Annotated in this window: 21 protein-coding genes; 6 read left to right on the forward strand and 15 right to left on the reverse strand. The window is 69.5% G+C overall.

What is annotated here, in order from left to right; all coding sequences use genetic code 11:
- Positions 1-17 precede the first annotated feature (17 nt).
- Genes BM004_RS24835 through BM004_RS24845 form a run of 3 tightly spaced genes read right to left on the reverse strand, consistent with a single transcriptional unit; the run spans position 18 to position 4,122 of the window.
- The gene (locus BM004_RS24835) at positions 18-1,490 is read right to left on the reverse strand and encodes an NAD-dependent succinate-semialdehyde dehydrogenase (protein ID WP_093130673.1); all 1,473 of its coding nucleotides are present in this window, start codon (positions 1,488-1,490) and stop codon (positions 18-20) included.
- Between the two features lie 51 nt (positions 1,491-1,541).
- The gene (locus BM004_RS24840; RefSeq protein ID WP_093130672.1) at positions 1,542-3,065 is read right to left on the reverse strand and encodes a UxaA family hydrolase; all 1,524 of its coding nucleotides are present in this window, start codon (positions 3,063-3,065) and stop codon (positions 1,542-1,544) included.
- Positions 3,066-3,123: 58 nt separating this feature from the next.
- Positions 3,124-4,122 carry a tripartite tricarboxylate transporter substrate binding protein gene (locus tag BM004_RS24845; protein WP_093130671.1) on the reverse strand — a complete coding sequence of 333 codons (999 nt, stop codon included), beginning with the start codon at positions 4,120-4,122 and terminating at the stop codon, positions 3,124-3,126.
- Positions 4,123-4,245: 123 nt separating this feature from the next.
- Between BM004_RS24845 and BM004_RS24850 the strand changes: the two genes are divergently transcribed.
- Entirely contained in the window at positions 4,246-5,178 is a 933-nt protein-coding gene (locus BM004_RS24850; RefSeq protein WP_093130670.1) for a LysR family transcriptional regulator, read from the forward strand.
- Positions 5,179-5,270: 92 nt separating this feature from the next.
- On the opposite strand, the gene BM004_RS24855 is transcribed toward BM004_RS24850, so the two are convergent.
- The 11 genes from BM004_RS24855 to BM004_RS24905 all read right to left on the reverse strand — a co-directional run bounded on the left by BM004_RS24855 (position 5,271) and on the right by BM004_RS24905 (position 18,631).
- The gene (locus tag BM004_RS24855; RefSeq protein WP_093217684.1) at positions 5,271-5,930 is read right to left on the reverse strand and encodes an energy transducer TonB; all 660 of its coding nucleotides are present in this window, start codon (positions 5,928-5,930) and stop codon (positions 5,271-5,273) included.
- Positions 5,927-6,361: an ExbD/TolR family protein gene (locus BM004_RS24860; RefSeq protein WP_093130668.1), complete on the reverse strand. Its 435-nt coding sequence runs from the start codon at positions 6,359-6,361 to the stop codon at positions 5,927-5,929. The genes BM004_RS24855 and BM004_RS24860 overlap by 4 nt, the downstream gene beginning before the upstream one ends.
- 12 nt (positions 6,362-6,373) lie before the next feature.
- Positions 6,374-6,802 carry an ExbD/TolR family protein gene (locus BM004_RS24865; RefSeq protein WP_093130667.1) on the reverse strand — a complete coding sequence of 143 codons (429 nt, stop codon included), beginning with the start codon at positions 6,800-6,802 and terminating at the stop codon, positions 6,374-6,376.
- 13 nt (positions 6,803-6,815) lie between these two features.
- On the reverse strand, positions 6,816-7,724 hold the full coding sequence (locus tag BM004_RS24870) for a MotA/TolQ/ExbB proton channel family protein (protein ID WP_371270487.1): 909 nt from the start codon (positions 7,722-7,724) through the stop codon (positions 6,816-6,818).
- Positions 7,725-7,757: 33 nt separating this feature from the next.
- Entirely contained in the window at positions 7,758-8,984 is a 1,227-nt protein-coding gene (locus tag BM004_RS24875) for an alanine racemase (RefSeq protein WP_093217685.1), read from the reverse strand.
- Positions 8,972-11,350 carry an alpha/beta fold hydrolase gene (locus BM004_RS24880; protein ID WP_093217687.1) on the reverse strand — a complete coding sequence of 793 codons (2,379 nt, stop codon included), beginning with the start codon at positions 11,348-11,350 and terminating at the stop codon, positions 8,972-8,974. Before BM004_RS24880 ends, BM004_RS24875 begins: the two co-directional genes overlap by 13 nt.
- Positions 11,347-13,020, reverse strand: a complete 1,674-nt coding sequence (locus BM004_RS24885; RefSeq protein ID WP_093217688.1) for a serine hydrolase domain-containing protein — start codon at positions 13,018-13,020, stop codon at positions 11,347-11,349. Before BM004_RS24885 ends, BM004_RS24880 begins: the two co-directional genes overlap by 4 nt.
- A 51-nt stretch (positions 13,021-13,071) precedes the next feature.
- Positions 13,072-14,466 (reverse strand): MFS transporter, encoded by a 1,395-nt coding sequence (locus BM004_RS24890; RefSeq protein WP_093217689.1) that lies wholly within the window; start codon positions 14,464-14,466, stop codon positions 13,072-13,074.
- A gap of 1 nt (position 14,467) precedes the next feature.
- On the reverse strand, positions 14,468-16,933 hold the full coding sequence (locus BM004_RS24895; RefSeq protein WP_143072493.1) for a TonB-dependent receptor: 2,466 nt from the start codon (positions 16,931-16,933) through the stop codon (positions 14,468-14,470).
- A gap of 130 nt (positions 16,934-17,063) precedes the next feature.
- Complete coding sequence (locus tag BM004_RS24900; protein WP_093217692.1) at positions 17,064-18,110, reverse strand: FecR family protein; 1,047 nt, start codon at positions 18,108-18,110, stop codon at positions 17,064-17,066.
- Positions 18,107-18,631: an RNA polymerase sigma factor gene (locus BM004_RS24905; protein ID WP_093217694.1), complete on the reverse strand. Its 525-nt coding sequence runs from the start codon at positions 18,629-18,631 to the stop codon at positions 18,107-18,109. Before BM004_RS24905 ends, BM004_RS24900 begins: the two co-directional genes overlap by 4 nt.
- A 348-nt stretch (positions 18,632-18,979) precedes the next feature.
- On the opposite strand from BM004_RS24905, the gene BM004_RS24910 reads away from it, so the two are divergent.
- Together BM004_RS24910 and BM004_RS24915 are read left to right on the forward strand one after the other, a co-directional pair.
- Entirely contained in the window at positions 18,980-19,252 is a 273-nt protein-coding gene (locus BM004_RS24910) for an STN domain-containing protein (RefSeq protein WP_143072494.1), read from the forward strand.
- A gap of 126 nt (positions 19,253-19,378) precedes the next feature.
- Entirely contained in the window at positions 19,379-19,729 is a 351-nt protein-coding gene (locus BM004_RS24915) for a DUF2200 domain-containing protein (RefSeq protein WP_093217769.1), read from the forward strand.
- A gap of 250 nt (positions 19,730-19,979) precedes the next feature.
- Here BM004_RS24915 and BM004_RS24920 read toward each other — a convergent pair whose 3' ends face one another.
- Positions 19,980-20,897: a LysR family transcriptional regulator gene (locus tag BM004_RS24920; RefSeq protein WP_093217695.1), complete on the reverse strand. Its 918-nt coding sequence runs from the start codon at positions 20,895-20,897 to the stop codon at positions 19,980-19,982.
- Positions 20,898-20,993: 96 nt separating this feature from the next.
- On the opposite strand from BM004_RS24920, the gene BM004_RS24925 reads away from it, so the two are divergent.
- The 3 genes from BM004_RS24925 to BM004_RS24935 are packed head-to-tail and all read left to right on the forward strand — an operon-like array spanning position 20,994 to position 23,979.
- Positions 20,994-21,773 carry an enoyl-CoA hydratase-related protein gene (locus BM004_RS24925; RefSeq protein WP_177206595.1) on the forward strand — a complete coding sequence of 260 codons (780 nt, stop codon included), beginning with the start codon at positions 20,994-20,996 and terminating at the stop codon, positions 21,771-21,773.
- Between the two features lie 26 nt (positions 21,774-21,799).
- On the forward strand, positions 21,800-22,774 hold the full coding sequence (locus BM004_RS24930) for a tripartite tricarboxylate transporter substrate binding protein (RefSeq protein ID WP_093217698.1): 975 nt from the start codon (positions 21,800-21,802) through the stop codon (positions 22,772-22,774).
- Positions 22,771-23,979, forward strand: a complete 1,209-nt coding sequence (locus BM004_RS24935) for a CaiB/BaiF CoA transferase family protein (protein ID WP_093217700.1) — start codon at positions 22,771-22,773, stop codon at positions 23,977-23,979. The genes BM004_RS24930 and BM004_RS24935 overlap by 4 nt, the downstream gene beginning before the upstream one ends.
- The last annotated feature ends 16 nt before the right edge of the window (positions 23,980-23,995 follow it).

A 23,995-nucleotide genomic window follows, 5' to 3' on the forward strand; every position in this document is an offset into this window, starting at 1 on the left:
GGGTGTTTCCAGAAACGTCAGTCGAGTTGCCCCTGGCACACGTACTTGGTGTGCAGGTAGTCGTCCAGGCCGTGGACCGAGCCTTCGCGGCCGTAGCCCGAGTCCTTCACGCCGCCGAAGGGCGCGGCCTCGGCGGCCAGCGCGCCTTCGTTGATGCCGACGATGCCGCACTCCAGCGCATCGGCCACGCGCCAGATGCGCCGCGCGTCGTTCGAATAGAAGTACGCGGCCAGGCCGAAGGGCGTGTCGTTGGCCTGCGCGATCACCTCGGCCTCGTCGGTGAAGCGCGTGAGCGGCGCGACCGGGCCGAAGGTTTCCTCGCAGGCGCAGGCCATGGTGGCGTCGGCATCGGCCAGCACGGTGGGGGCGAAGTAGTTGGCGCCCAGCGCGGGCAGGCGCGCGCCGCCCGTGAGCACGCGCGCGCCGCGTGCCACGGCGTCCTGCACGTGGCGCTCGATCTTCTCGACGGCACGTGCGTTGATCATGGGGCCGATCTGCGAGGCGGCGTCGCTGGCGGGGCCGACCTTCAGCGCGGCCACGCGCGCGACCAGCAGTTCGGCGAAACGGTCGTGCACGGCCGCATGGACGAACACGCGGTTGGGGCACACGCAGGTCTGGCCGCCGTTGCGGAACTTGGCGGCCATCAGGCCGTCGACGGCGGCTTCGAGGTCGGCGTCCTCGAACACGATGAACGGCGCATTGCCGCCGAGTTCGAGCGAGAGCTTCTTCAGCGTGTCGGCCGAGCGGCGCGCCAGGTGCTTGCCCACGGGCGTCGACCCCGTGAAGGTGATCTTGCGCACGCGCGCGTCGTCGAGCCAGGCGTCGACCACCTCGGGCGTGCGCTCGCGCGACGCGGTCACGATGTTGAGCACGCCCGGCGGCACGCCCGCCTCGGCGGCCAGGGCCACCAGCGCCAGCGAGGTCAGCGGCGTGTCCTCGGCCGGCTTGCAGACCACGGTGCAGCCCGCGGCGAGCGCGGGCGCGATCTTGCGCGCGATCATCGCGGCCGGAAAGTTCCACGGCGTGACGGCGGCGACCACGCCCACCGGCTCCCTGAGCGCGAACATGCGCCGGCCGGGCACCGGCGCGGGAATCACGTCGCCGTTGGCGCGCGTGGCTTCCTCGGCAAACCATTCGATGTAGCTGGCCGCATAGGCCACCTCGCCGCGCCCTTCGGCCAGCGGCTTGCCTTGCTCGCGCGAGATGAGCCGGCCCAGGTCTTCCTGGTGCGCGAGCACCAGGTCGTTCCAGCGCTTGAGGATCTGCGCGCGCGCCTTGGCCGGCGTCTTGCGCCACGCGGGGAACGCGGCGTGCGCGGCGTCGACGGCGGCGCGCGCGGCGCTGGCGGTCGAGTCGGGCACGTTCGCAATCAGGTCGCCGGTGGCCGGGTCGGTCACGGCCAGCGTGCGTCCGGGTTGCGCGGCCAGCCATTCGCCGGCGATGTAGTTGGCGCTGCGCAGCAGCTCGGTGCGGGAAAGGGTCAGGGGCATGGGGGCGTTCTTGTCGGGGTTGTGTGGTGCGGGTATCGCGCAGGCATCGGCTCAGCTCACGATGCCCATGTGCCAGGGCACGAACTCGTGATCGCCCAGGCCGAGCGCTTCGCTCTTGGTGGCTTCACCCGACGCGTGGCGCAGGATCTGCTCGAAGATCTGCTGGCCCAGTTCGGGCACCGTCAGCTCGCCGTCGATCACCACGCCGCAGTTGATGTCCATGTCTTCCTCGAGCCGGCGGAACATCGGCGTGTTGCTCGCCAGCTTGATGGTGGGCGCCGGCTTGCTGCCGAACATCGAGCCGCGGCCGGTGGTGAAGCAGATCAGCTGCGCGCCGCTGGCGATCTGCCCGGTTGCGGCCACGGGGTCGTAGCCCGGCGAGTCCATGAAGACGAAGCCGGCCTCGTCGATCGGCTCGGCGTATTCGTACACCGCGCGCAGCGGCGTGGTGCCGCCCTTCATCGCCGAGCCCAGCGACTTCTCGAAGATGTTGGCCAGGCCGCCGGCCTGGTTGCCGTGGCCCACCACGCCGTTGAACTGCGCGTTCTGGCCGGCCGCATAGCGCTCCCACCACGCCAGCCGGTCGAGCAGCTTCTGCCCGACCTCGGGCGTGATGGCGCGCCGCGTGAGCATGAACTCGACGCCGTGGATCTCGGGCGTTTCCGACAGGATGGCCGTGCCGCCATGGCGCACCAGCACGTCCATGGCCGCGCCGAGCGCGGGGTTCGCCGTGATGGCCGAGAAGCCGTCGGAGCCGCCGCATTCCAGGCCGATCTTCAGATGGTTGGCGCCCACGCGCGAGCGCTGCGCGGCGTTGGCCTCGGGCAGCATGTCCTCGATGGCGCGGATGCCGGCCTCGATGGTCACGCGCGTGCCGCCCACGTCCTGCATCACCATGGTTCGCATCAGGCGACCCTGCTCGAGGCCCTGCGAATCCACCAGCGAATCGACCTGGTTGCGCTCGCAGCCCAGCCCGACGATGAGCACGCCCGCCAGGTTCGGATGGCGCGCATAGCCTGCCAGCGTGCGCCGCAGCACGTCGAAGTGCTCGCTCGGCGAAGACATGCCGCAGCCGCTGGTCTGCGCGAAGGCGGCCACGCCGTCGACGTTCGGAAACGCGGCCAGCCGCTCGGGCGTGAAGTGCGCGGCAATGCGCTTGATCACGGTGGCCGAGCAGTTCACCGACGACAGGATGCCGATGAAGTTGCGCGTGCCCACCTGTCCGTCGGCGCGCACGAAGCCCATGAAGGTGGCGCGCTCGGCCTCGGGCACGAAGTCGACCGGCCGCACGTCCTGGCAGAAGGCCGGATCGCGGTAGGAGTCGACCAGCGTGAGGTTGTGGCTGTGCACATAGTCGCCCGCCTGCAGGTCGCGCGAGGCCACGCCGATGACGGTGTCGTACTTTTTGACCTGCTCGCCGGCCGCGATGGCGCAGGCCGCGATCTTGTGGCCGGCGGGAATCTGCGCCCGGGCGCGCACGCCGAACTCGGCGATGGTTTCGCCCAGCGCAATGGCGGACTTGGCAACCAGCACGTTGTCGTGCGGGTGCAGGCGAAGCAGGGGACTGTCGTTCATGGCGTGGCGCGTGGGCGCTTTCTGGGGGCGTGGAGGCGGATGGGGTGGACGAAGGGGCTCAGCCCTTTTCCATCAGCGCCTTGAGATCGAGCTTGCGGATGAGTTCGGTCTCCTGCTTGTAGACGGCCTGAACGTACTTCCGGTAGTCGGGCCCGTCCTGGTACATGACCGGTGCGTCGATGCTCTCGGCAACCTTGCGGAACTCTTCGCTGTTCACGGCGATGCGGAACGCTTCGCGCAGCCGCTGCTCCACCGCGGGCGGCAGGCCCTTGGGCGCGCCGATGCCATTGGGGGCTTCCACCACCACGTCGTAGCCAAGCTCGCGCAGCGTGGGCGTGTCCTTGAAGCGCGGCGTGCGCGTCTCGCCCCAGGTGGCCAGCAGGCGCATCTTGCCGCTCTCGATGTAGGGCGCCCAGGAGCTGCTGTCGGCCAGCATGTCGACCTGTCCGCCCAGCACGTCGGTCAGCGCGGCCGCGCCGCCCTTGTAGGCGATGGAATTGAACTTGATGCCCGCGGCCTGCGCGAACTGCTCCATGCCCACGTGCGTTGCGCCGCCGATGCCGGCATGCGCATAGCTCAGCGCGCCGGGGTGCGCCTTGGCGTGGGCCACCATGTCGCGCAGCGACTTGAACGGCGAGCTCGCCAGCACGGCAATGCCGAAGGTCTGGCCCGAGGTGCGCGTGAGATAGGTCAGGTCCTTCAGCGGGTCGATCTGCACGGTGCCGATCTGCGAGAAGCGCGTGACCGAGATCGGCACCTGGCCGATGGTGTAGCCGTCGGGCCTGGCCGAGGCCAGCGCCTTGGTGCCGATCATTCCGGAGGCGCCGGCGCGGTTCTCCAGCGCGATCGGCTGGCCCAGCTCGCGTGCGGCGATCTGGCAGATGACGCGCATCGAGCGGTCGGCGGTGCCGCCGGCGGGCCAGGGGCAGATGAACGTGAGGGGGCGCTCGGGGAAGGGGGTGGCGGCGAAGGCGCGGGCGGGTGCGGCGACGAATGCGGCGGCGCTGAGGCCGCCCAGCACGAACTGGCGTCGCGCCATGGGGCGAGAGATCTTCATCGTTTGTCTCGTGAATAGTTGTGGGGTACGCACCGCATTCTTTCGAAGACAATCATTTCTTTCCAATGAAATAGTGGACTCTCTTCATAAGCTCCAGGTTATGAAGATTTTCCCCCCAATCCGATGAGCCAGATCGATCGCGTTCTCCGTTCCAACCTCAAGCTGCGGCACCTGCAGCTGCTGGTGGCGCTCGACGAGTTCCGGCACCTGGGCCGCGTCTCGGAGTTCCTGTCGATCACGCAGCCGGCCGTCTCGAAGATGCTCAGCGAAATCGAGCGCATGTTCGAACGCCAGCTGTTCGACCGCTCCACGCGCGGCACCGTGCCCACGGCCTACGGCAACGCCGCGGTGCGCTTCGCACGCTCGGTGCTGGCCGACTACCAGCGCACGCAGGACGAGATCGGCGCCGTGGCCAGTGGCGGCGTCGGGCGCACCAGCGTGGGCGCGATGGTGGTGGCCACGCCGAGCCTGCTGATGCCCGCGATCCAGCGGCTCAAGGCGCGCTCGGCGCTGACCACCGTGATGGTGGAAGAGGGCGACCTCACGCGGCTGCTGCCGCGCCTGCGCGTGGGCGAGCTGGACCTGATCGTCGGGCGGCTGGAGCCCGGCTATGCCTCGCCCGACCTGGACACCGAGGCGCTCTACACCGAGCCCATGTGCATCGTCGTGAGCCCCGGCCACCCCATCGCCGGCACCGCCAAGCCGACCTGGGACATGCTCGCACAGCAAGCCTGGATCGTCCCGCCGCCCTGGGCCTCATCGCGCTCCAAGCTGGCCCAGATGTTCTACAAGCACCGGATCGACCCGCCCGCGGACATCATCGAGACCGCGTCGTTCCTGGTCACCTTGACGGGCCTGCAGGAGCGGCCCGCGGTCGGCTTCCTGGCGCGCAGCGTGGCGCAGCACCTCGAGAAGCAGGGCCTGGTCCGCATCCTGAAGATCCGCATTCCCATCGAGCTGCCGCCCGTGGGGATCATCACGCTGCGCGGGCGGCAGCAGACGCCCGCGGGGCTGCTGCTGGTGGCGTGCCTCAGGGAGACCGCGGCAGCGCGCTAGGGAGCGCCGCGCCGGGCTTCGCTTGCCCGCACATTGCGATCGGGCGACAGAAGCCGCTGTCACCCGGTCACGCGTGAAGCACGCCATGCCGATCACTCGATCCTGAAGACGAACTCCTGCGTCGCCAGGATCTCCGCGTCGCCGGTGCTCTGGCACTCGTAGCGCATCATGGCCGAGCGCACCGCCGACTGGTACACGCGCGGGCCCGACAGAAAGCGCACCTCCGTCACGCGCCCGCCCTTGATGCGCACCTCGGCCTTCACCACGCCGCTGATGCCTTCGTCCAGCGCCTTGCGCGGCATCTCGGGCTTCACCTGCCTGGGGCATGCCACCGCAATGTCCGTCGAGGTCGCCTGTGCCGGAGGGGCTGGCGGCGCGGGTGGCGCAGGCGGCGCGGCGGGCGGCAGTGCCGCCGGCTCGGTGGTCTGCACCGCGGTGATGGCGGGCGCCGTGCTCGGCGGCGGCGTCACGGCCGGGGGCGGCACATAGGCCGGCTTCGGTGGCGGCGGGGCCTTGGGCGTCTCCTGCTTGATGACCTTCTTGGGCGGCGGGGGAGGAGGCGGTGGCGGAGGTGGGGGCAGCTTCACCTCCGCGATGATCGTCGCGTCCATCGGCTTCTTGATCATCTCCACCGCCTGGCGCGCCAGGCCGGAGACCAGCGCATAGCCCACCAGCACGTGGAACAGCACCATCACGCCGATGCCCACGGGGCCGAAGCGCGACTTGGGGTCGAAGTCGTTGGTGCGGCTCATGGGATGAACTGCTCCGAACCCATGATGCCCAGCTTGGTCAGGCCCGAGCGCTGCGCCGAGGCCATCACGCCGGCCACCACGTTGTACTTGGCCTGCTTGTCGGGGCGCAGGTGCACCTCGGGCTGCACCGGCTGCGCGGCCACCTGCTCGAAGCGCCGCTCCACCTCTTCGAGCTCGGCCACGGCCTCGCCGTTCCACAGCACCGTGCTGCGCGCGTCGATGTCGATGCGCAGAACCTCGGGCTTCAGGTCGCTGGGCGGCGGGTTGCCGTTGGGCATGTTCAGGTTCACCGCGTGCAGCTGGATGGGGATGGTGATGATCAGCATGATCAGCAGCACCAGCATCACGTCGATCAGCGGGGTGGTGTTGATGTCCATCATGGGCTCGTCGGACGGCGCGCCGCTGCGGCGCCCCTGTTTTTCTTTTCGCATGGCTGTGCCTTCTCAGTTGCGCGCGGGGGGCTCGGTGATGAAGCCCACCTTGACGATGCCGGCCGACTGGCACGCGTAGATGATCTTGCCGACAGGCTCGTAGTCCGAGTGCCAGTCGCCGCGGATGTGCACCTCGGGCTGCGGGGTGAGCGCGGCCACCTTCTTCAGCTTGTCGGCCAGCGCATTCACGTCGCGCACCGGGGTGTCGTACCAGTAGATGCGCCCCGCGGCGTCCACCGACAGCACCACCGTCTCGGGCTTGCTCTCGCGCACCTCGTTGCGCTGCTTGGGCACGTCCACCGGCACCGAGTAATTGACCACCGGAATGGTGATGAGGAAGATGATCAGCAGCACCAGCATCACGTCGACCAGCGGCGTGGTGTTGATGGCGGCAATGGCCTGTTCCTCGTCGCCCCCGGCGGATGGGATGTTCATCGCCATGGCGGTGCCGCCCTCAGGCCGGTGCGCTGCCGGCCAGGATCACCGAATGCAGCTCGCCGCTGAATTCGCGCACGTCGTCCATCACCGTGATGTTGCGCCGCAGGAGCCAGTTGTAGCCCAGCACCGCGGGCACGGCCACGGCCAGGCCGATGGCCGTCATGATGAGCGATTCGCCCACCGGCCCCGCCACCTTGTCGATCGACGCCTGCCCGGCGATGCCGATGGCGGTGAGCGCGTGGTAGATGCCCCAGACCGTGCCGAACAGGCCCACGAAAGGCGCGGTCGAACCCACGGTGGCCAGCAGCGACATGCCGTTGCTCAGCCGGCGCTGCACGCGTTCCGTGGCGCGGTGGATGCACAGGTCGACGAAGTCGGCAAAGTCGACCTTGCCGCGCAGGCCGTCGTGCTTTCGGGTGGCGTGCACGCCCGCATCGGCAATGAAGCGGAACGGGCTGCCTTCGGCCAGCCGCGCGGTGCCGGCCTGCACGGTGCCTTCGTTCCAGAACTCGTTGTCGACTTCCTTCGCCTGGCGGCCCATGCGCATCTGCTCGAGCAGCTTGGTGACGATCACGTACCAGCTGCCCATCGACATGATCGCGAGGATCAGCAGCACGGTCTTGGCCACCAGGTCGCTCTGGGCCCAGAGCGCGCCCACGCCGTAGGGGTTGTCGACCTTGGCGGGCGCGGAGGCCGAGGCGCCTGTCGGCGCCGCGGCCGATGCGGCGGCCACCGGCGCGACGGCTGCGGGTGCTGCGGCCGCCGGTGCCGTTGCCGTTGCCGAAGCATCGGGGCTGGTCGAAAGTGCCGGTGCCGGTGCCGGCGCGGCTTGTGCATGGGCGCCATGCGGCACGGCCGTCAGGGAGAACGCCAGAACGAGCGGTGCGGCCGCGGCCATCAGCCGTGCGCAGAAGGTTTTCATCATGAGTGACTCCAAAAAAACTAAACGTGTCCCGGCTCAGGCGCCGTGTTCCGCCGCATGCCAGCCGCAGGCCTTGCCCCACACGGCATGCACCTGCGTGCCCGTGCCGCGCACGACGTGGTAGCGGTCGTAGGGGGCAGCCGTCATGCAGGCGTGGTGCGGCAGGATGCGCACGCGGCTGCCGATCGGCAGGGCGTCGAACATGGCCTGCAGCGCTTCGTTCGCACCTGTCGCCGTGCCCCCCGCGCCTTCGTCCTCGCAGGCGATCAGGCCGTGCTCCTGGTGCAGCTCGGCCACGCGCAGCCCGGGCAGGGGCCGCGTGTTGCCCGCGTGGCAGACCAGCCCGAAGCCCAGCCCGTCGCGGAACTCCGCGGCGGACTCGTCCTTCGACAGCGCCAGCCCGCCCGCATCGATCAGCACCCGGCGCGAGCGCGGGTTGTGGCCGATCACGGTGGCCAGCACCGACAGCGCGATGTCCTCGATGCCGCAGATGCCGCGCGCGGCCTGGTCGAGGTCGAAGAAGGTGTAGACGCCGGGGCGCATCTCGGTGACGCCGTCCAGCCGCTGCGCGCACACCGCCGTGGGCGTGGCGCCCACGCTCACGACCTCCACCGCGAAGCCGGCCGCGCGCAACCGCTCGGCCGCCTGCACCGCGCCCGCGCGCTCGGCCTCGGCAATGTCGCGGATCGCGGCCAGTCCGTTGGCGTGGTAGCTGTGGCCGGCATGCGTGAGCACGCCGGCCAGCGTGAGAGAGCCGCTGCGCTGCACCTCGCCGGCAATGGCCAGCAGCGCGTCGTCGCCGGGCGCGACCCCGCCGCGGCCGCCGCCGGTGTCGATCTCGACCAGCAGCCTGAAGCGCGCCCCCAGCGCGCGCGCCCGCGCGGCCGCGGCCCGCACCGCTTCGACGCGGTCCGCCAGCAGCGTGAGGCGTGCGCCGTGCACGCGCTGGATGCGGTGCAGCGCTTCGATCTTGCCCGCGCTGATGCCTACCGCGTAGGTCAGGTCGTCGAAGCCGTGGCGCGCGAAGTAGTCGGCCTCGGCCACGGTCGACACCGTGATCGCGCCGCTGTGCCCGCGCGTGGCCAAGCGCGCCACGTCGGCCGACTTGGAGGTCTTCAGGTGCGGGCGCAGCGCCACGCCGTGGCGCGCGGCGCGCTGCGCCATTGCGTCGCAGTTGCGCTCCAGCACGGCGCTGTCGAGCAGCAGCGCCGGCGTGACGAGTTCGGACAGCACGGTGTGCGAAGGCTGCGTCAACGCGACCATCCCAGCTCCGCCATCATCAGGTCGACCGCCTGCGCGATCTGCTGCACGAAGAGCGGCAGCAGCACCAGCGTCATGTGCGCGGAGCCCTCCACCAGCTGCACGCGGCCCCGGGTCGACAGCGCCGCATGGTCCAGCTGGTATTCGGGCCAACGCCGCTGGACTTCCGTGGCGCCTTCGCCGCCCGGCGGCAACTTGTCCAGCGCCGCCCACAGCACCGCGACCGGGCGCGCGCCCAGGTCGGGCGATGCCGCGGCCTGCTGCGCGACCTGCGGCAGGCCCGTGTGCTCCGACACCATCGTGTCGAGGGTCTCCGGCGTGTAGGTGGCTTTCAGCTGCCGCGCGATGCCGGGCAGGTCCGCGAACATGGCCTCGATCGGCGCCATCTCCGGCGGCGGCTCTCCGCCGGCCTGGAAGCCGGCGCGCTTCGCACGCTCGGCATCCAGGTGCGCTTGCGGCAGCGGCTGCCTGAACGATTCGCTCTGGTCGGGGTGGCTCGCGTCGAGCATGACCACGCCCACCACCTGCTCGGGATACATGCCCGTGTAGATCCGGTTCAGCAGCCCGCCCAGCGAATGGCCGACCAGCACGACCGGGCCCGTCACGCCGGCCGCGGTCAGCAGCGCGTGCAGGTGCCGCGAGTTGCGGCGCCCGTCGAAGGGCTCGGGGTCGGGCTCGCTCCAGCCCATGCCGGCGCGGTCGTAGCTCACCACCGGGTACTTCGCCGACAGCACCTGCTGCAGGCGCCCGTAGGTCGACGAGGCACAACCGCCGCCGGCCTCGATCACCAGCGTGGGCTGCAGCGGGCCGGCCGGCGCCGGGCCGCTGCGCTGCAGGTGCATGGCGCGGCCGTCCACGATGTACAGCTCGCCGGGGGCGGGCAGCTGCCACGGCTTGGCCGCCGGTGCCGGGCGCTTCGGTTCTTCCACCCGCGGCCAGTAGTCGAGGTCGCGCACGCGGTAGGGCAGGTTGGCGAAGTCGGTGCTCAGCGAGGCCGGCGTCGACACGTACAGCACCGACTTGGCAAGGGGGCCGAACTCCGCATGGAAGTGCTGCGCCGACTTCACGATGACCAGCTTCTTGGCCGCGAGGTCGATGCCCAGGCCCGTGAAGAGGTCGGCGCCGATGACCTGGTTGCGCTTGCTGATGAGCACGATGTCCACGCCGTCGGCCGCCTGCACCCACACGCACGGGCCCATGGGCGTGCGCACGCCCGAGAGGCCGCCCTGCGAATGCGCCTCGACCACGCGCTTGACAGTCACATGCAGGTCGATCGGGTCGCCCGAGGCCGGGCCGCACTTGCCGCCCAGGCGCAGCTCGAAGCTCGCGCCCTCGCCCGCGTCGCGGCACAGCTGCACCGCGCCCAGGTCCCATACGCCGCCGAAAGCCACGTCGCCGATGCCGCGCTCGACCACCGCGCGCAGCATGAAGGTGCTGTCGCTGGTGGCGCCGCCGCCGGGGTTGTCGGCGGTGTCGGCAATGACCACGGGGCCGTCCGGCGTGGCCATGGCCCTGGCGAGCGTCTCTTCGATCGACAGCGAGGGCACGCCGGTCTCGTGGCGCAGGTCCCAGAAGCCGCGGCCCAGTTCTTCGGCGAGCTTCGCGGCGAGCACGGGGTCGTCGTCGGTCACCACCCAGAGCTTGGCGCCCGACTCGGGCACGTCGGCCCACGGGAAGCCATGGCCCAGCGACACCGAGAGCACGCCCGGCTGCTTCTCGGCGGCTTGCATGCGGCGCACGAAGCCGGCCATCGGTTCGCGCGTGGTGTGCCACTTGCCGACCATGCGGCAGTCGTGCACGGCCGTCACGGGCCGCACGCGGCCCTGCGCGGTGTCGACCACGATGCGGATCAGCTCGCTCAGGCGCTCGAACGCGTCGGTGTGCGGATATTCCTTGTAGCAAATGATCGCGTCCGCCGCGTCCAGCATCTTCTGCGTGAAGTGGCAGTGCAGGTCGAGCGACACGCCGATGGGCACCTTGGGCCCGACGATGTCGCGCACGCGCGAGATCACGTCGCCTTCGCAGTCGTCGTAGCCATCGGCCACCATCGCGCCGTGCAGCACGAGGATCACGCCGTCGACCGGGCCGGCCTTGCGCAGGTCGTCCAGGATTTCGTCGCGCAGGCGTTCGTACACGCTGCGCACGGTGCGCCCCAGCGGCTGCGCGAAGGCCAGCAGGCTCTCGACCGTTTCATGCCCTTCGGCGGCCAGCTGCCTGCGCACTTCCACCGCGTACAGGCCGTAGCCGGCCGCGTCGCGCGTGCTCGCATCGCCGCGGAAGATGCCGTATTCCTCGTAGCTGCCCAGGCCGGTGGGGGCCGAAACGAAAGTGTTGGTCTCGGTGGCGAACAGGGTGGTGAAGAACTTCATGCGCGGGGCTCCTGGCGGGCAAGGTGGATGTTTCGCGAGCGCGCGGTGGCGAACTGCAGTCCCACGACCCGCCCGTTCTTGCGCTCCACGTTGAGAACCGATTTGCCCAGCTGGGACAGCACCGGGTCGACCGAGGCGAGCGTCATCACGTCGTCCGACAGCGGCGTCAGCACGCACGCGTGCTGGCCGTGGCGACCCTGCACCGTGAGCAGCAGCTTGCCGTCCACCAGCGCCATCCGCGCGGTGGCATCGAGGTCGGGGCTGGTGTAGTCGCCGCACAGCTGTTCGGCGAGCGACGCGGCGTCGGGCGCGGTCTCGGGCAGGCGCTCGAAGCGGTGCGGCTGGCCGCCTTCGTGCAGCACGAGTGCGTCGGGTGCGCGTTGCGGATCGATGTCGGCGGTGGCCAGCACGAGGTCGTTCGTCGGCAGGTCCTGCAGGCCCAGCCACAGCTTGCCGTCGCCCTGGTTCATGGGCTTCGCCTCGCCGGCCTGCCACGACATCGCCAGCTTGCCGGCCACGTCCGCAAAGCCCAGCAGGCAGCCCGTGGCGGGTGCGTGGTAGCGCTGGCCCGGCAGCGCGGGGAAGGCGCTGGCCAGCGGGCGCGTTTCGGGCGGCGCGAGCGCGTCGCCCAGCAGCAGCTCGATCACCTTGAGGGCCAGCGCCCCCGGCGACACGGGCGCGCCGTTCACCATGGCGATGATGTCCAGCCCGTGGCTGGGCACGCTGATCATCTGCGACTGCGCGCCGAGCACGGCGCCCGCGTGGTGGACGATCTCGACGCCGCGGTACGGGTGGCGCGCCAGCCCGAAGCCGTAGTTCACCGTGGAGCCCGACGACAGCGTGGTGGGCGCCGACAGCAGGGCCCAGCTCTTCGCGCTGCCCACGATCTTTTCGCTGCCGTGCATGTGCGCGAGCCAGCGCAGCATGTCGTCCGCCGTCGACACCAGCGAGCCGCCGCCGTCGAGTTCGCACGGGTACAGGCCGCGCCGCCAGCCGCCGCCGGGCGCGGGCATGTACAGGCCGGCCATGCCGGGAACGATGTCGAGGTCGGTCTGCACCGACGAGGTGTCGTCCATGCCCAGCGGGCCGAAGAGGCGCGCCTTCAGGAAGTCGTTGAAGCTCTGGCCGCTCACGCGCTCGACGATCTTCGCCAGCAGGAAGTAGCCGCCGTTGCTGTAGACCATGTGCGTGCCGGGCTCGAAGTTCAGCGCGCTCTGGCGCGCCATGGCCGGCAGGCCCGGGCCGGGCAACGTGAACGTGAGGCCGTGCGCAATGGCCCACAGCTCGTCGTGGCCGCGCCAGCCGCTGGTGTGCGTGAGCAGGTGGCGCAGCGTGGGGCCGTTGGCGCTCAGCTGGGGCAGCTCGGGCAGGTATTTCTGCACCGCGTCTTCCACATCGAGCAGGCCGTCTTCGGCCAGCAGCAGCACGGCCATCGCCGTGAAGTGCTTGCTGGTGGAGGCGATGCGCATGCGCGTGGTCGGCGCGAGGGCCACGCCCATCTCCAGGCTGGCCATGCCGACGGCGCGGCGGTACAGCAGGCGGCCGTGCCGCGCGATGCCCAGCACCAGGCCGGGCGCGTCGCTGCGGTTGAGGGGCGCCACCAGCGCGTCGATGGCGGCCAGCGCGCAAGCGGTGTCAGGAAGAGAGGTTGAAGGGTGTGGTTGTGACATGGAGGAATGACGAACGATGGAAGGGGGGAGCGAAATCTCGAAGAAGCAGGCTCAGTTCGGCTTCGCTTCGCGCATCAGGCGCACGAACGGGCCCTCTGTGGCGCGCAGCACCATGGCGCCCAGGCTGCCGCCGACCAGCGTGGTCGCGACGATGGACACCGCCAGGCCGTTGGGCACCGACTTGAGTGCGTCCGACAACATGCCGACCACCAGCGGACCCACCACGCCGAAAGGCAGGCTGGCCATCGTGAGCATGGCGATGGTGCGGGCACGCAGGTGCGGCGGCGCCGCGTCCTGCAGCACGTTGGGAAGCAGCACCGCACTGCCGATGAGCGGCACCACCAGCAGCCCCAGCAGCATGAAGTTGTGGTTGGCCGAACTCGTGAACAGCAGCAGCGTCGACATCAGCGCCGCCGAGAGATTGCCCAGCATGATCAGGCGCAGCGCTGCGGCCGGCCCCATGCGCGGCTGCACGTAGCGCATCGACAGCACGCCCAGCAGGCCGCCGGCCACCGTGCCGCACAGGAAGGCCAGGCCCATGCCCTGTCCCATCTGCACCGGCGTGACGCCGTAGGTGCGCGCCGTGACGATCGGCAACCAGGTGCCCAGCGAACTCAGGCCCACGCCGGTCAGGCCCACACCGACCACCAGGCCCGCGAAGGTGCGCCAGTGCAGGCGCAGGTGCTGGCGCAGTGTCGTGGTGGCCGCCGCGCCGGCGCTCGGAGCGGCCGGTGTGCCGGGCTTTGCTTCCTGTACCCCGCCGCGCGGCGTGCGCCGTATCGACAGCACCAGGAACGTCACCGGAATGCCGGCGCAGGCCAGCACGAAAAAGGTGAGGCGCCAGGCTTCGAGCTGCTGCATCGACACGGGCAGCCAGGGCCGCAGGTCGTTGGTGAGGTGCACGATGGTGCCGCCCAGCAGCGCACCCAGCGCACTGCCGAAAATGGCCGACAGCGCGAACACCGCATTGGCCAGCACCCGCTGCGCCCGCGGGAACAGGTCGGGGATCATGCTGTTGGTGATGGGCGTGAGGCCCGCCTCTCCCACGCCCAGGCCGACGGAGGCGACGAAGAGCACGCCGTAGTCCATGGCCGTGCCGCGCATGGCCGTGGCGGCACTCCACAGCACCACGCAGGCGGCGAGCACCACGCGCCGGTCGTAGCGGTCGCTGAGCCAGCCCAGCGGCAAGGTGGCGATGCCGGTGAAGAGCACGATGCCCGCGCCCTGCAGCAGCCCGAGCTGCGTGTCGGACAGCGACAGCGTCTGGCGGATCGGCTCCGTCAGCAGCGTGAGGATGACCTTGTCGATCGACCCCAGCACGGTCGCAATGATGAGCACCGCCAGCGCATACCAGGCGCTGGTGGGCGCCCTGCGGGTCGTTTCCAGGGCCGTGGGGGCGGCCGCATCCAGCGGCATCGGTGCCGCGAACGGTGGGAGGCCCGACATGTCAGAACGGAACGTTGACGTTCAAGCCGATGGTGCGCGCCGGCACGAGCGCCGCGGTCACCAGGTTCGGGTTTGCGTTGAGGCCGGTTTCGATCGACACGATGCCGCGCCGGTTCGTCAGGTTGCGCACGTAGGCCGAGACGCTGAAGGTCTTGAAGTCGATGCCCGCCTGCAGGTCGACCAGCGTGTAGGCCGGCATCATGATGCTCGGCAGGGCCGCACTGCCGCGGTAGCCCGCATCGCGCTTGCCGGTGTAGCGCGCGCTGATGCCGACGTAGGCCGGGTGATCGGCGAGGCTGAAGTTGCGCGTCACGCCCAGCGTGGTGGCAAAGCGCGGCGTGTGCGGCAGGCGCGTGCCGGCCTTGGCGCCCAGGCCCGTGGCGTCCTCGGTCAGGCGCGCGTCGATGGCGGCGGCGTTGGCGGTGAAGCGCCACTCCTTGCTGGGCTTCCAGTTGAGCGTGAGCTCGCTGCCCTTGATGCGCGCCGCACCCGCGTTGGTCACGAAAGTGAAGCCGCCGCTGCGCGTGGGCTGCTGCACGCCGCTCCACTCGATGTCGTACAGCGCCGCTTCCAGCGACAGCGTGCGGTCCAGCAGGTCGGCCTTGTAGCCCAGCTCGTAGCTCCACAGCGAGTCGGAGCTGTACGTCGGCTGCACCACGTTGCGGTCGGTGCTGGCCTTCAGCACGTTGGGACCGCCGGGGCGGTAGCCGCTGGCCGCGCGGAAGTACGCGGTGCTCGTCTCCGACAGCGTGTACTTGGCCGCGGCCAGGTAGGTGGTGGGGCTTTCCGACGAGGTGCCGGCCGCATCGGCGGCGACCGGGCCGACGAGCTGGCCGGTCTGGCGACTGGCGTACTTCTGGTTGTTGCGCGCCAGGCGCAGGCCGCCGGTGAGCGAGAGCGCAGGCGTCACGTTCCAGGTGAGGTCGCCATACACCGCTTCCTCGCGGTAGCGCGACGACTGCGTCGACGTCAGCAGGCCGAGGCTGCCCAGGCCTGCGATCAGGTTGGCGTCCATGGCGCCGTTGTTGCTGCCGCGCTCGCGGTTCAGGTACAGGCCCGCCAGCCACTCGATGGTGGTGCCCGAGCGCGAGGTCAGGCGGAACTCCTGGCTGACGCGGTGCTGCTCCACGGTGCTGTTGATCGGCACCGAGGCCACCGGCACGCGCAGCGCGCTCAACGCCGGCCCGTACAGGCCGGTGACGTCGACCGTATTGTTGATCTTCACATCCTGCGCGGAAGTGATCGAGTTCAGGCGGGCCCAGCCGAAGTCGTACTCCACGTCCAGTCCGAACAGCTGTGTGAGGTTGCGGAACGACTCGTTGGCCGAAAGCTGGCGCGTGCGCTCCCGCGTCCAGGGGCGCAGCGTGCGCTTGTCCATCTCTTCGAAGCCCAGGCCCTTGCGATGCACGTCCTGCACCGTGCCCGTGAGGCGCACCGTGAGTTCGCGCGTGGGCGTGAGCAGCAGCGAAACGCGGCCGCCGTCGGTGTGGCCGCGGTCGACCTTGCGGCCCCGCGCGGGACCGACGGCGTCGTAGCTGCCGCCCACCTGGTCGGTGAAGGCGGCGAAGCGCACGGCCGCCACGTCTTCCTTGAGGGGCACGTTGAGCACCGCGGCGGTCGTGAAGCCCGGGCCGCCGCCCTGGGTCCACGAGGTGCCGAACTTCACCGAGCCCGCGAACTCCATGGTGTCGGGCTGGTTGGTCACGTACTTGAGCACGCCGCTCATGGCGCCCGCGCCGTACAGCGTGCCCTGCGGGCCGCGCAGCACCTCGATGTGGTTCAGGTCGAGCATGCCCATGTCCAGCGGCGTGTTGCCGCCGTTCGCGCCGGCCGAGCTCAGGCCGGTGGCCACGTCGTCCACATACACGCCTACGGTCGCGATGCCCTGCACCGGGCCCATGGTCAGCCCGCGCATGGTGAGCGTGCCGCCCACGCTGCCGCTGCTGGTGAGGTTCACGCCCGGCTGCTCGGCCACGTAATCGGCCAGGTTCTTGGCGCCGGCGCGCTCCAGCGTCTCGGCCTTCATCACGTTCACCTGCATCGGCACTTCGCGCACCGGCTCGCGCCGGCGCGTGGCCGTCACGGTCACGCTGTCGAGCGACTGCGGCTCCTCGGTCGCCGGCCGCGCCGCCACGGGCGCGGCGGTGTACACCACCACGGCGCCGTCGTCGCCACGGCGCGTGAGCAGCGGCGTGCCTTCGAGGATGCGCGCCAGCGCCTCCTGCGGCGCCAGCGCGCCCTTCACGCCGCGCGTTGCGAAGCCCTTCACGTCGTCGACCTTGTAGATCAGCTGCACGCCGCCCTGGGCGACGTAGGCGTCCAGCGCGCTCTTCAGGTCGCCGCCGGCGATGTCGAAGCTCTGTTGCGCCTGCATCTGGCCTTGGCCTTGGCCCTGCGCCTGGGCCTGCGTGGACAGCCCGCCCATCAGCGCGCAGGTGCCCGCGATGACCAGGGGCCGGAGGATCACCCGTTTGCTCTTCTTCACGGACGGCACGGAAGGCAGGGTAGCGCTTTGCTCGATTCGATTCATGATCTACAGCGTGGTATTTGTTTGGGTACCCACTGAGACGAATGCCCCGTCACATTCCGGTAATAAGCTAGTTTGAAATTCTTATTTCGTTGCCGTTGTCCTGCACCGCAAGGCCGAAGCCCTGCTTGAGCAACGCCACGAAGCCGCCCATGTTGTTCGCATCGAAGCTGCCGCCGATGCGGATGCGCGCGACGGCCGCGTCGGCGATCACCAGCTTGTGCGTGTTGTAGCGGTTGAACTGCGTGGCCGCGTCGCCCAGCGTGGTCTGGTCGAACACCAGCTTCCCCTGGCGCCAGCTGAGCTCGTCGTCGATCTGCTTGGGCGCCTTCGGCACCACCAGCACGTTGCCCGCGTTGGCCACTGCCGCCTGGTTGCGCGTGAGGAGGGTGGGCGCAACGGCCTTGCTGCTTTTTTCGTCCTGGGCCGATGCGATCTGCACGCGGCCTTCCTCCACCACCACGTTCACCTGGTCGCCCTGGCGCCGCACCACGAAGCGCGTGCCCAGCACGGTGATGCGGCGGTCGCCGGCGATCACCACGAAGGGATGCTTCTTGTCGTGCGCGATGTCGAAGTAGGCCTCGCCGTCTTCCAGCCACACCTTGCGCCCGCTGCCGTTCACCAGGGTGCGCAGGTGCGTGGCGGTGTTCAGCGTGAGCACGGAGCCGTCGGCCAGCGCGACCTGCTGGCGCGCGCCCACCGCGGTGGCGTAGCTCTCGCTCTGCCAGTCCTGCGTGTAGCGCCAGCCCAGCCAGCTGAAGCCGGCAGCCGCCAGCAGCATGCCGGCCGCGATGCGTTGCGCGGAGAAGCGCGGCAGCCAGCGGGCGCCGGTTGCCTGCGGCGACGGGCCGGCCGCGGGCGCACGCACGGGCAGGGGAATGAGCGATGCCTCGGGCGCCGGTGCCGGTGCCGGCGCGGGTACCGGCGGTGCGCGCAGCGCGCCCAGCCGGTCGCTGCGCTGCCACACGCTCTCCAGGCGCAGCCAGGCGATGCGGTGCGCGATCGACTCGGCGATCCAGCCGTCCAGCTGTTGCTGGTCGGTGTCGCTCCAGTGGCCGCTGTCGCGGCGTGCCAGCCAGTCGGCGGCGGCGGATTCGATGCGTTCGGCTTCCGTCATGGTGAGAGCCTCTTGTCGTTCTGTGCCCGGCCGAAGGCCTTGGTGTCCAGCTGCACGCCGCTGGAAAGCATGGCATCTGCCAGGGCCCGTACGCCGCGCGACACCTGCCGCTCGACCGTGTCTTCGGTGATGCCCAGTTGCGTGGCCACCTCGCGCTGCGAGAGGCCGTCGATCTTGCGCATTTCCACCACGCGGCGGCACTTGGAGGGCAGCGCGTCCAGCGCCGATTGAAGCAGCCGCAGCTCACCGCGGCCGGCGGCATGGCGCTCGGGGGTGAGCTCGTCGGCCGAGAAATCGAGCGCGTCGAGGTCGGCAATGATCTCGATGGACACGATCTGGGCCCGCCGTGCCCGGTCGATCAGCAGGTTGCGGGCGGTGGCGAAGACAAAAGGCTTGACCAGCTCGGGGAGGGCCTTGGCGGCCGATTCATAGATACGCACGTAAACGTCCTGGCGCAGGTCGGGAATTTCGGCGTCGTCACGCCAGTTGCGCCGAAGAAACCGCGTGAGCGCGGCCTCCATGGGAAGCACTTCCCTGACGAACCAGGTGTCCAAGTCACTGAGAACCAAAAGAGCGCTCCTGCGAGTGGCGGGGTGGGGTGGCGACGGGCCGCCGGGATTGGCGACAGACAGTGAGACGAACGGCCGCGCAATTTCCGGTAACGCGCGGTGCAAATACCTGCGGGCCGCCGCCGAAATGCGGCGCGGCCGTTACCGGAATCCGTGGTCTGGCTCGTCTCACACAGGTCACAAGAAAAATCAGATCGCGGGAAGCACATCCAAATGAATCGAAGCCGGAGGCAGAGTCCCTCCCTCTCCACGCAGTCCAGCCGACACCTCGCCCTGGCCCTTGCGGTCTCCGGCGTCCTGATGGCGGGCCCGTCATGGAGCCTCACGCTGACCCGCGAGTTTGACGTGGGCAGCGGCGCGCTCAAGCCCGCGCTGGACGCCTACATCGCGCAGTCGGGCGTGCAGCTCATCTACAAGGTGGAGGACGTCATGGAACTGTCGACGCGGGGTGTCAGGGGCAAGGCCACGCCCGACGCGGCGCTGGAACGGTTGCTGGAGGGGACCCGGCTGCGCATCCGCCGTGGCCAGGACGGGGCGATGGTGCTGATCGCGCCGGTGGACAAGAAGCCCTGAAAGCGTCGCCCGATTGAGCGCGGTTGAGCGTTGTTGCACGCTGTCGAAGTCCCGGCAGAACTTGTAGAGTCGAGCCCGCACCCGGCCGGATGCCCACATTCCGGCCGGCATGAAGGAGAAATGACGATGCCGGAGCACCGGATCTTCGCGATGCCGTTCGCCAAGGTGTACCCGCTGTACGTCAAGAAGGCGGAACGCAAGAATCGCACGAAGGAAGAAGTCGACCAGGTCATCTGCTGGCTCACCGGCTACGACCTGGCGGGAATGCAGCGGCAGATCGAACAGGAGAACGACTTCCGGACCTTCTTCGCTCAGGCCCCGGCCCTGCATCCGAACGTCGGCCTGATCAAGGGCGTCGTGTGCGGCGTTCGCGTCGAGGAAGTCGACGACCCGCTGATGCGGAAGATCCGCTACATGGACAAGCTGGTGGACGAGCTTGCCAAGGGAAAGGCGCTCGAGAAGATCCTGCGGAAGTAGCACGCGCGTTGGGCCTGTCGATTCGGTCGTGCGCTGGCGCTTCCAGGCAAGGGGCAGGGGTTGCCTCATCCGTGGCCGCCTGAGCGACGGCTTCGAGAACGAGCGATTCTGCTTCGGCGTGGAAAGCGACCGAAGGACATGCGCTGGGTTGCGGAATCGGGCCTTCTTGCGGCGTCCTTCGTCAAGCAGCAAACGGCAATATCGACATGGGCGCTGAACGCCCGCGCCGCCTGCCGGCGAAGCAGGGTGCCTAAGACTGGCGGTTAGGTTGGGCGAAGTTCATGGCCGATGCCTGCAACTCGTTCAGGAACCGCCGCGCGGCGATGGACAGCGTCGCCTTCTGCCGCCGGATCACGTGGATGCGATGGACCGTGGTGCCGATGTCGGCAATGGCGCACGCCTTGAGCCCCCATTCCTGCGCGATGCGGGCCGCGTAGCCGGGCAACACGACCACGCCCGCGCCTGCACGCACCAGCCCAAGCGCGGCCGTGAGTGTGCCGACCTCGATCGCGCTGGGCAGCGCGATGCCCTGGCGGGCCACGATGTCGTCGATGGTCCGCCGCACCGTGTACACGTTGCGCAGGCTGATGTGCTCGCAGCGGGCGAGCGTTTTCCACGGGACCTTCTTCTTTCCGGCGATCGGGTGGTCGGCGCGAACCACGGCGAACATCGAATCCTCGAACGCGACCTGGGTGTCTGCGCCGGCGATCTGGTGGTCGACCGCGCCAAGGCCGAAGTCGACCCGCCCGGCCAGGACGCTCGCGACGGTCTCGTCGGTCGAGAGTTCATGCAGGTCGAACTGCACGCCGGGGTAGCGCGCGCGGTAGTCGGCAATCAACGGGGCCAGCAGGCCGTAGACCATCATGGGCGATGCTGCAATGCCGACCCGCCCGCGCTGCAGGTCGGCCAGCTCGGCCACGCTGCGCGCCGCCGAGCGCATGGTCGCGATGATCTCCTCCGCGAAGGGATGGAACTCGAAGGCCTCCGCATTGGGCTGCACGCGCCGCGTGGTGCGGTCGAACAGCGCGAACCCCAGCTGCGCCTCGAGTTCGGCGACCACCTTGCTCACGGCCGACTGCGTCATGTGGCGCTGGGTGGCGGCCGCGGTGAAGCTGCGCGTGTCGAACAGTGCCAGGAAAACCTCGAGCTGCCGAATGGTGATATTCATTCCAATAGGGACTTGGTTTATTCGAATAATTCCATTGTTGCATCAATGACCGCTGCCTACCATCGGGCGCAATCTCACAACCGACCTGCCCGTGCCATGGAAATTTCCACCGAATCCCGCCCTCGCTGCCACGTCGATGTCGATGCCGAAGGCGTCGCCAGCGTGCAGTTCGACAACGGCCGCCTCAACCTGCTGACCGCCGAGGCCGCCGCCATCTACACCGAGACGCTGCACGAGCTCCAGTGGCGCGACGACATCCGCCTGCTGATCCTGCGCGGGCGCCCCACGGCCTTCGTGGGCGGAGCAGACATCAAGTTCCTCAAGGACGCGAAGCACCGCGACATCGACGCCTACATCAAGGGCGTCTTCGCGCTGTGCGAGCAACTGCGCGCCTTGCCGTTCCCGACCATGTCCGTGGTCTCGGGCTACTGCCTGGGCGCCGGCATGGAGGTCGCGACCGTGTGCGATATCAAGATCGCGGCGAAAGACGCGCGATTCGGCATGCCCGAGGTCAAGCTCGGCGTGCCTTCGGTCATTCACGGCGCGTTGCTGCCGGGCCTTATCGGCTGGGGCCGCACGCGGGACCTGCTGCTGTCGGGCCGGATGATCGATGCCGAAAAGGCTTGCGACTGGGGCCTCATCACCGCAACCGTGCCCGCCGAATCGCTCGAGGACGAGGTTGGCACGTGGCGGCACGAACTGCTTTCGGGCGCACCGCAGGCCCTGCGCAACCAGAAGGCGCTGATCCGCAGCTGGGAACGCATGCCCACGCAGGACGCCATTGCCGTCGGCGTCGAGGCGCTGGTGCGGGCCTATGACACGAGCGAGCCCAAGGACTACATCGAGGCTTTCCTGCGCGCGAGAAAGCGCGCCTGAAGACACCGGCAAGGAGACATGCACACATGACACCGATCTCTAACTTCGTGCGCGCCGCATCCCTCGGCCTGGCACTGGCCGCGGGGCTTTCCGCAGCCGTCGCGTCCTCGTACCCCGAGCGCGCCGTGACGCTCGTCGTGCCGTTCGCCGCGGGCGGCATGACCGACGTGCTGGCCCGCCAGTTGTCGCGCAGGATGCAGGACGAACTCAGGCAGCCGGCCGTGGTGGACAACCGCGTCGGCGCGGGCGGCATCATCGGCGCCGAGCGTGTCGCCAAGTCGCGCCCCGACGGCCACACGCTGCTCATCACGACGACGGCGCACGTCGTCAATCCGGCCATCACCAAGCAACTGCCCTACGACACCGAGAAGGACTTCGTGCCCGTGGCCATGCTGGCGCGCACGCCGAACGTGCTGGTGGTGCATCCCTCGGTGCCCGCGAAGAATCTGCAGGAGCTGATCGCGTTCGCCAGGAAGAGCGGCGGCGTGTCCTACGGCTCGTCGGGCAGCGGCGGCACGACGCACCTGTCCGGGGAACTGCTGGCAGCCCGCACCGGCGCGCCGTTTCTGCATGTGCCGTACAAGGGCACGGCGCTGGCGGTGAACGACGTGCTGGGCGGCCAGATCCAGGCGGCCTTCGTCGATGCGCTCACGGCGGTGAAGTACGTCGAGAGCCAGAAGCTGCGCGCCATCGGCGTGTCGACCGCGCAGCGCAACCCCTCGCTGTCCGAGGTGCCCACCATCGCCGAGCAGGGCGTGCCCGGCTACGAGACCGAGATCTGGATCGGCCTGTATGCGCCGCGCGGCACGCCGCCCGAGATCGTGCGGCAGCTCAACCGCATCGCCGTCGGCGCGATGAACGAGCCCGCGTTCAAGGACATGCTGGCGCGCCAGGGAACGGCACCCGGAACGATGGACACGGTCGCCTTCGAGGCCTACGTGAAGCGCGAGATCGCCAAGTGGCATGCCATCGTGCGCGACGCGCGCATCGAGCCGCAATGAAGGAGAAGGGCGTGACGGCCGCATTGCCTCTTTCGGGCGTACGCATCCTCGATCTCACGAGCGTCATCATGGGGCCCTACGCCACGCAGATGCTCGCGGAGTACGGCGCCGACGTCATCAAGGTCGAACCGCCCGAAGGCGACATCATGCGCGGCATGGGACCGGTGCGCGAAGAAGGCATGGGGCCGGTGTTTCTCAACCTCAACCGCGGCAAGCGCAGCCTCTGCCTCGACCTGAAGTCACCGGGCGCGGCCGAGACGCTGTTGCGCGCGGTGGCCACGGCCGACGTGTTCATCACCAACATGCGCCAGGGCGCGCTCACGCGCCTCGGGCTGGGCTGGGAAGAACTGAAGCGGCACCACCCGACGCTGATCTACGTCTTTCTGTCGGGTTTCGCACAGGACGGCCCGTACGCGGGCCGCCCCGCATACGACGACCTGATCCAGGGCATGGTGGCGCTGCCCGCGCTCGTGGCCGCCGCAGGCGAGGGGGAGCCGCAGTACCTGCCGCTGAACATCGCCGACAAGACCATGGGCCTCTTCGCTGCGCAGACCGTGCTGGCCGCGCTGCTGCAGCGCAACCGGAACGAAGCGCAAGCGGAGGGACAGTTCATCGAAGTGCCGATGTTCGAGACCATGGCGAACTTCGTGTTGCTCGATCACATGGCCGGCGCGAGCTTCGAGCCGCCGCTCGGGCAGCCGGGCAACCCGAGGCTGCTGTCGCGCTACCGCAAGCCCTATCGCACGCAGGACGGGTGGTTGAGCACGCTGCTCTACACCGACCGGCATTGGGAGAGCTTCCTGCGCTTGGTGGGACAGGATGCGTTGTGGCACAGCGACCCGCGCTTTCGCACCATGGCCAGCCGCACGCAGCACATCGACGCGGTGTATGCGTTCGTGGAGCAGCACATCGCCCAACATCCTACGGCGCACTGGCTGGAGGTCTTGCTGCACGCCGACATTCCGGTGGCGCGCATTCCGGGCGTCGAGGCGCTCATCCGCGAACTGCGGGACAGCGGCAGCGGCCCGGTGCGGGACTATGCCGATGCGCACGGCAACACCTATGTCGGCCTGGAGCCCGCGGCACGCTGGCTGCATGCGCAGCCGGTGGCGGGGAGGGCGGCGCCTCGCCTGGGGGAGCACACCGAGGAAATCCTGCGGGAGCTGTCGGCGGCGGGCATCGACCAGGAGGATCGCGTCCGGTGAGTGCCGCTGCCTGGCG

It is taken from the genome of Variovorax sp. OK212 (assembly GCF_900112425.1).
In the GTDB taxonomy this organism is placed as follows: domain Bacteria; phylum Pseudomonadota; class Gammaproteobacteria; order Burkholderiales; family Burkholderiaceae_C; genus Variovorax.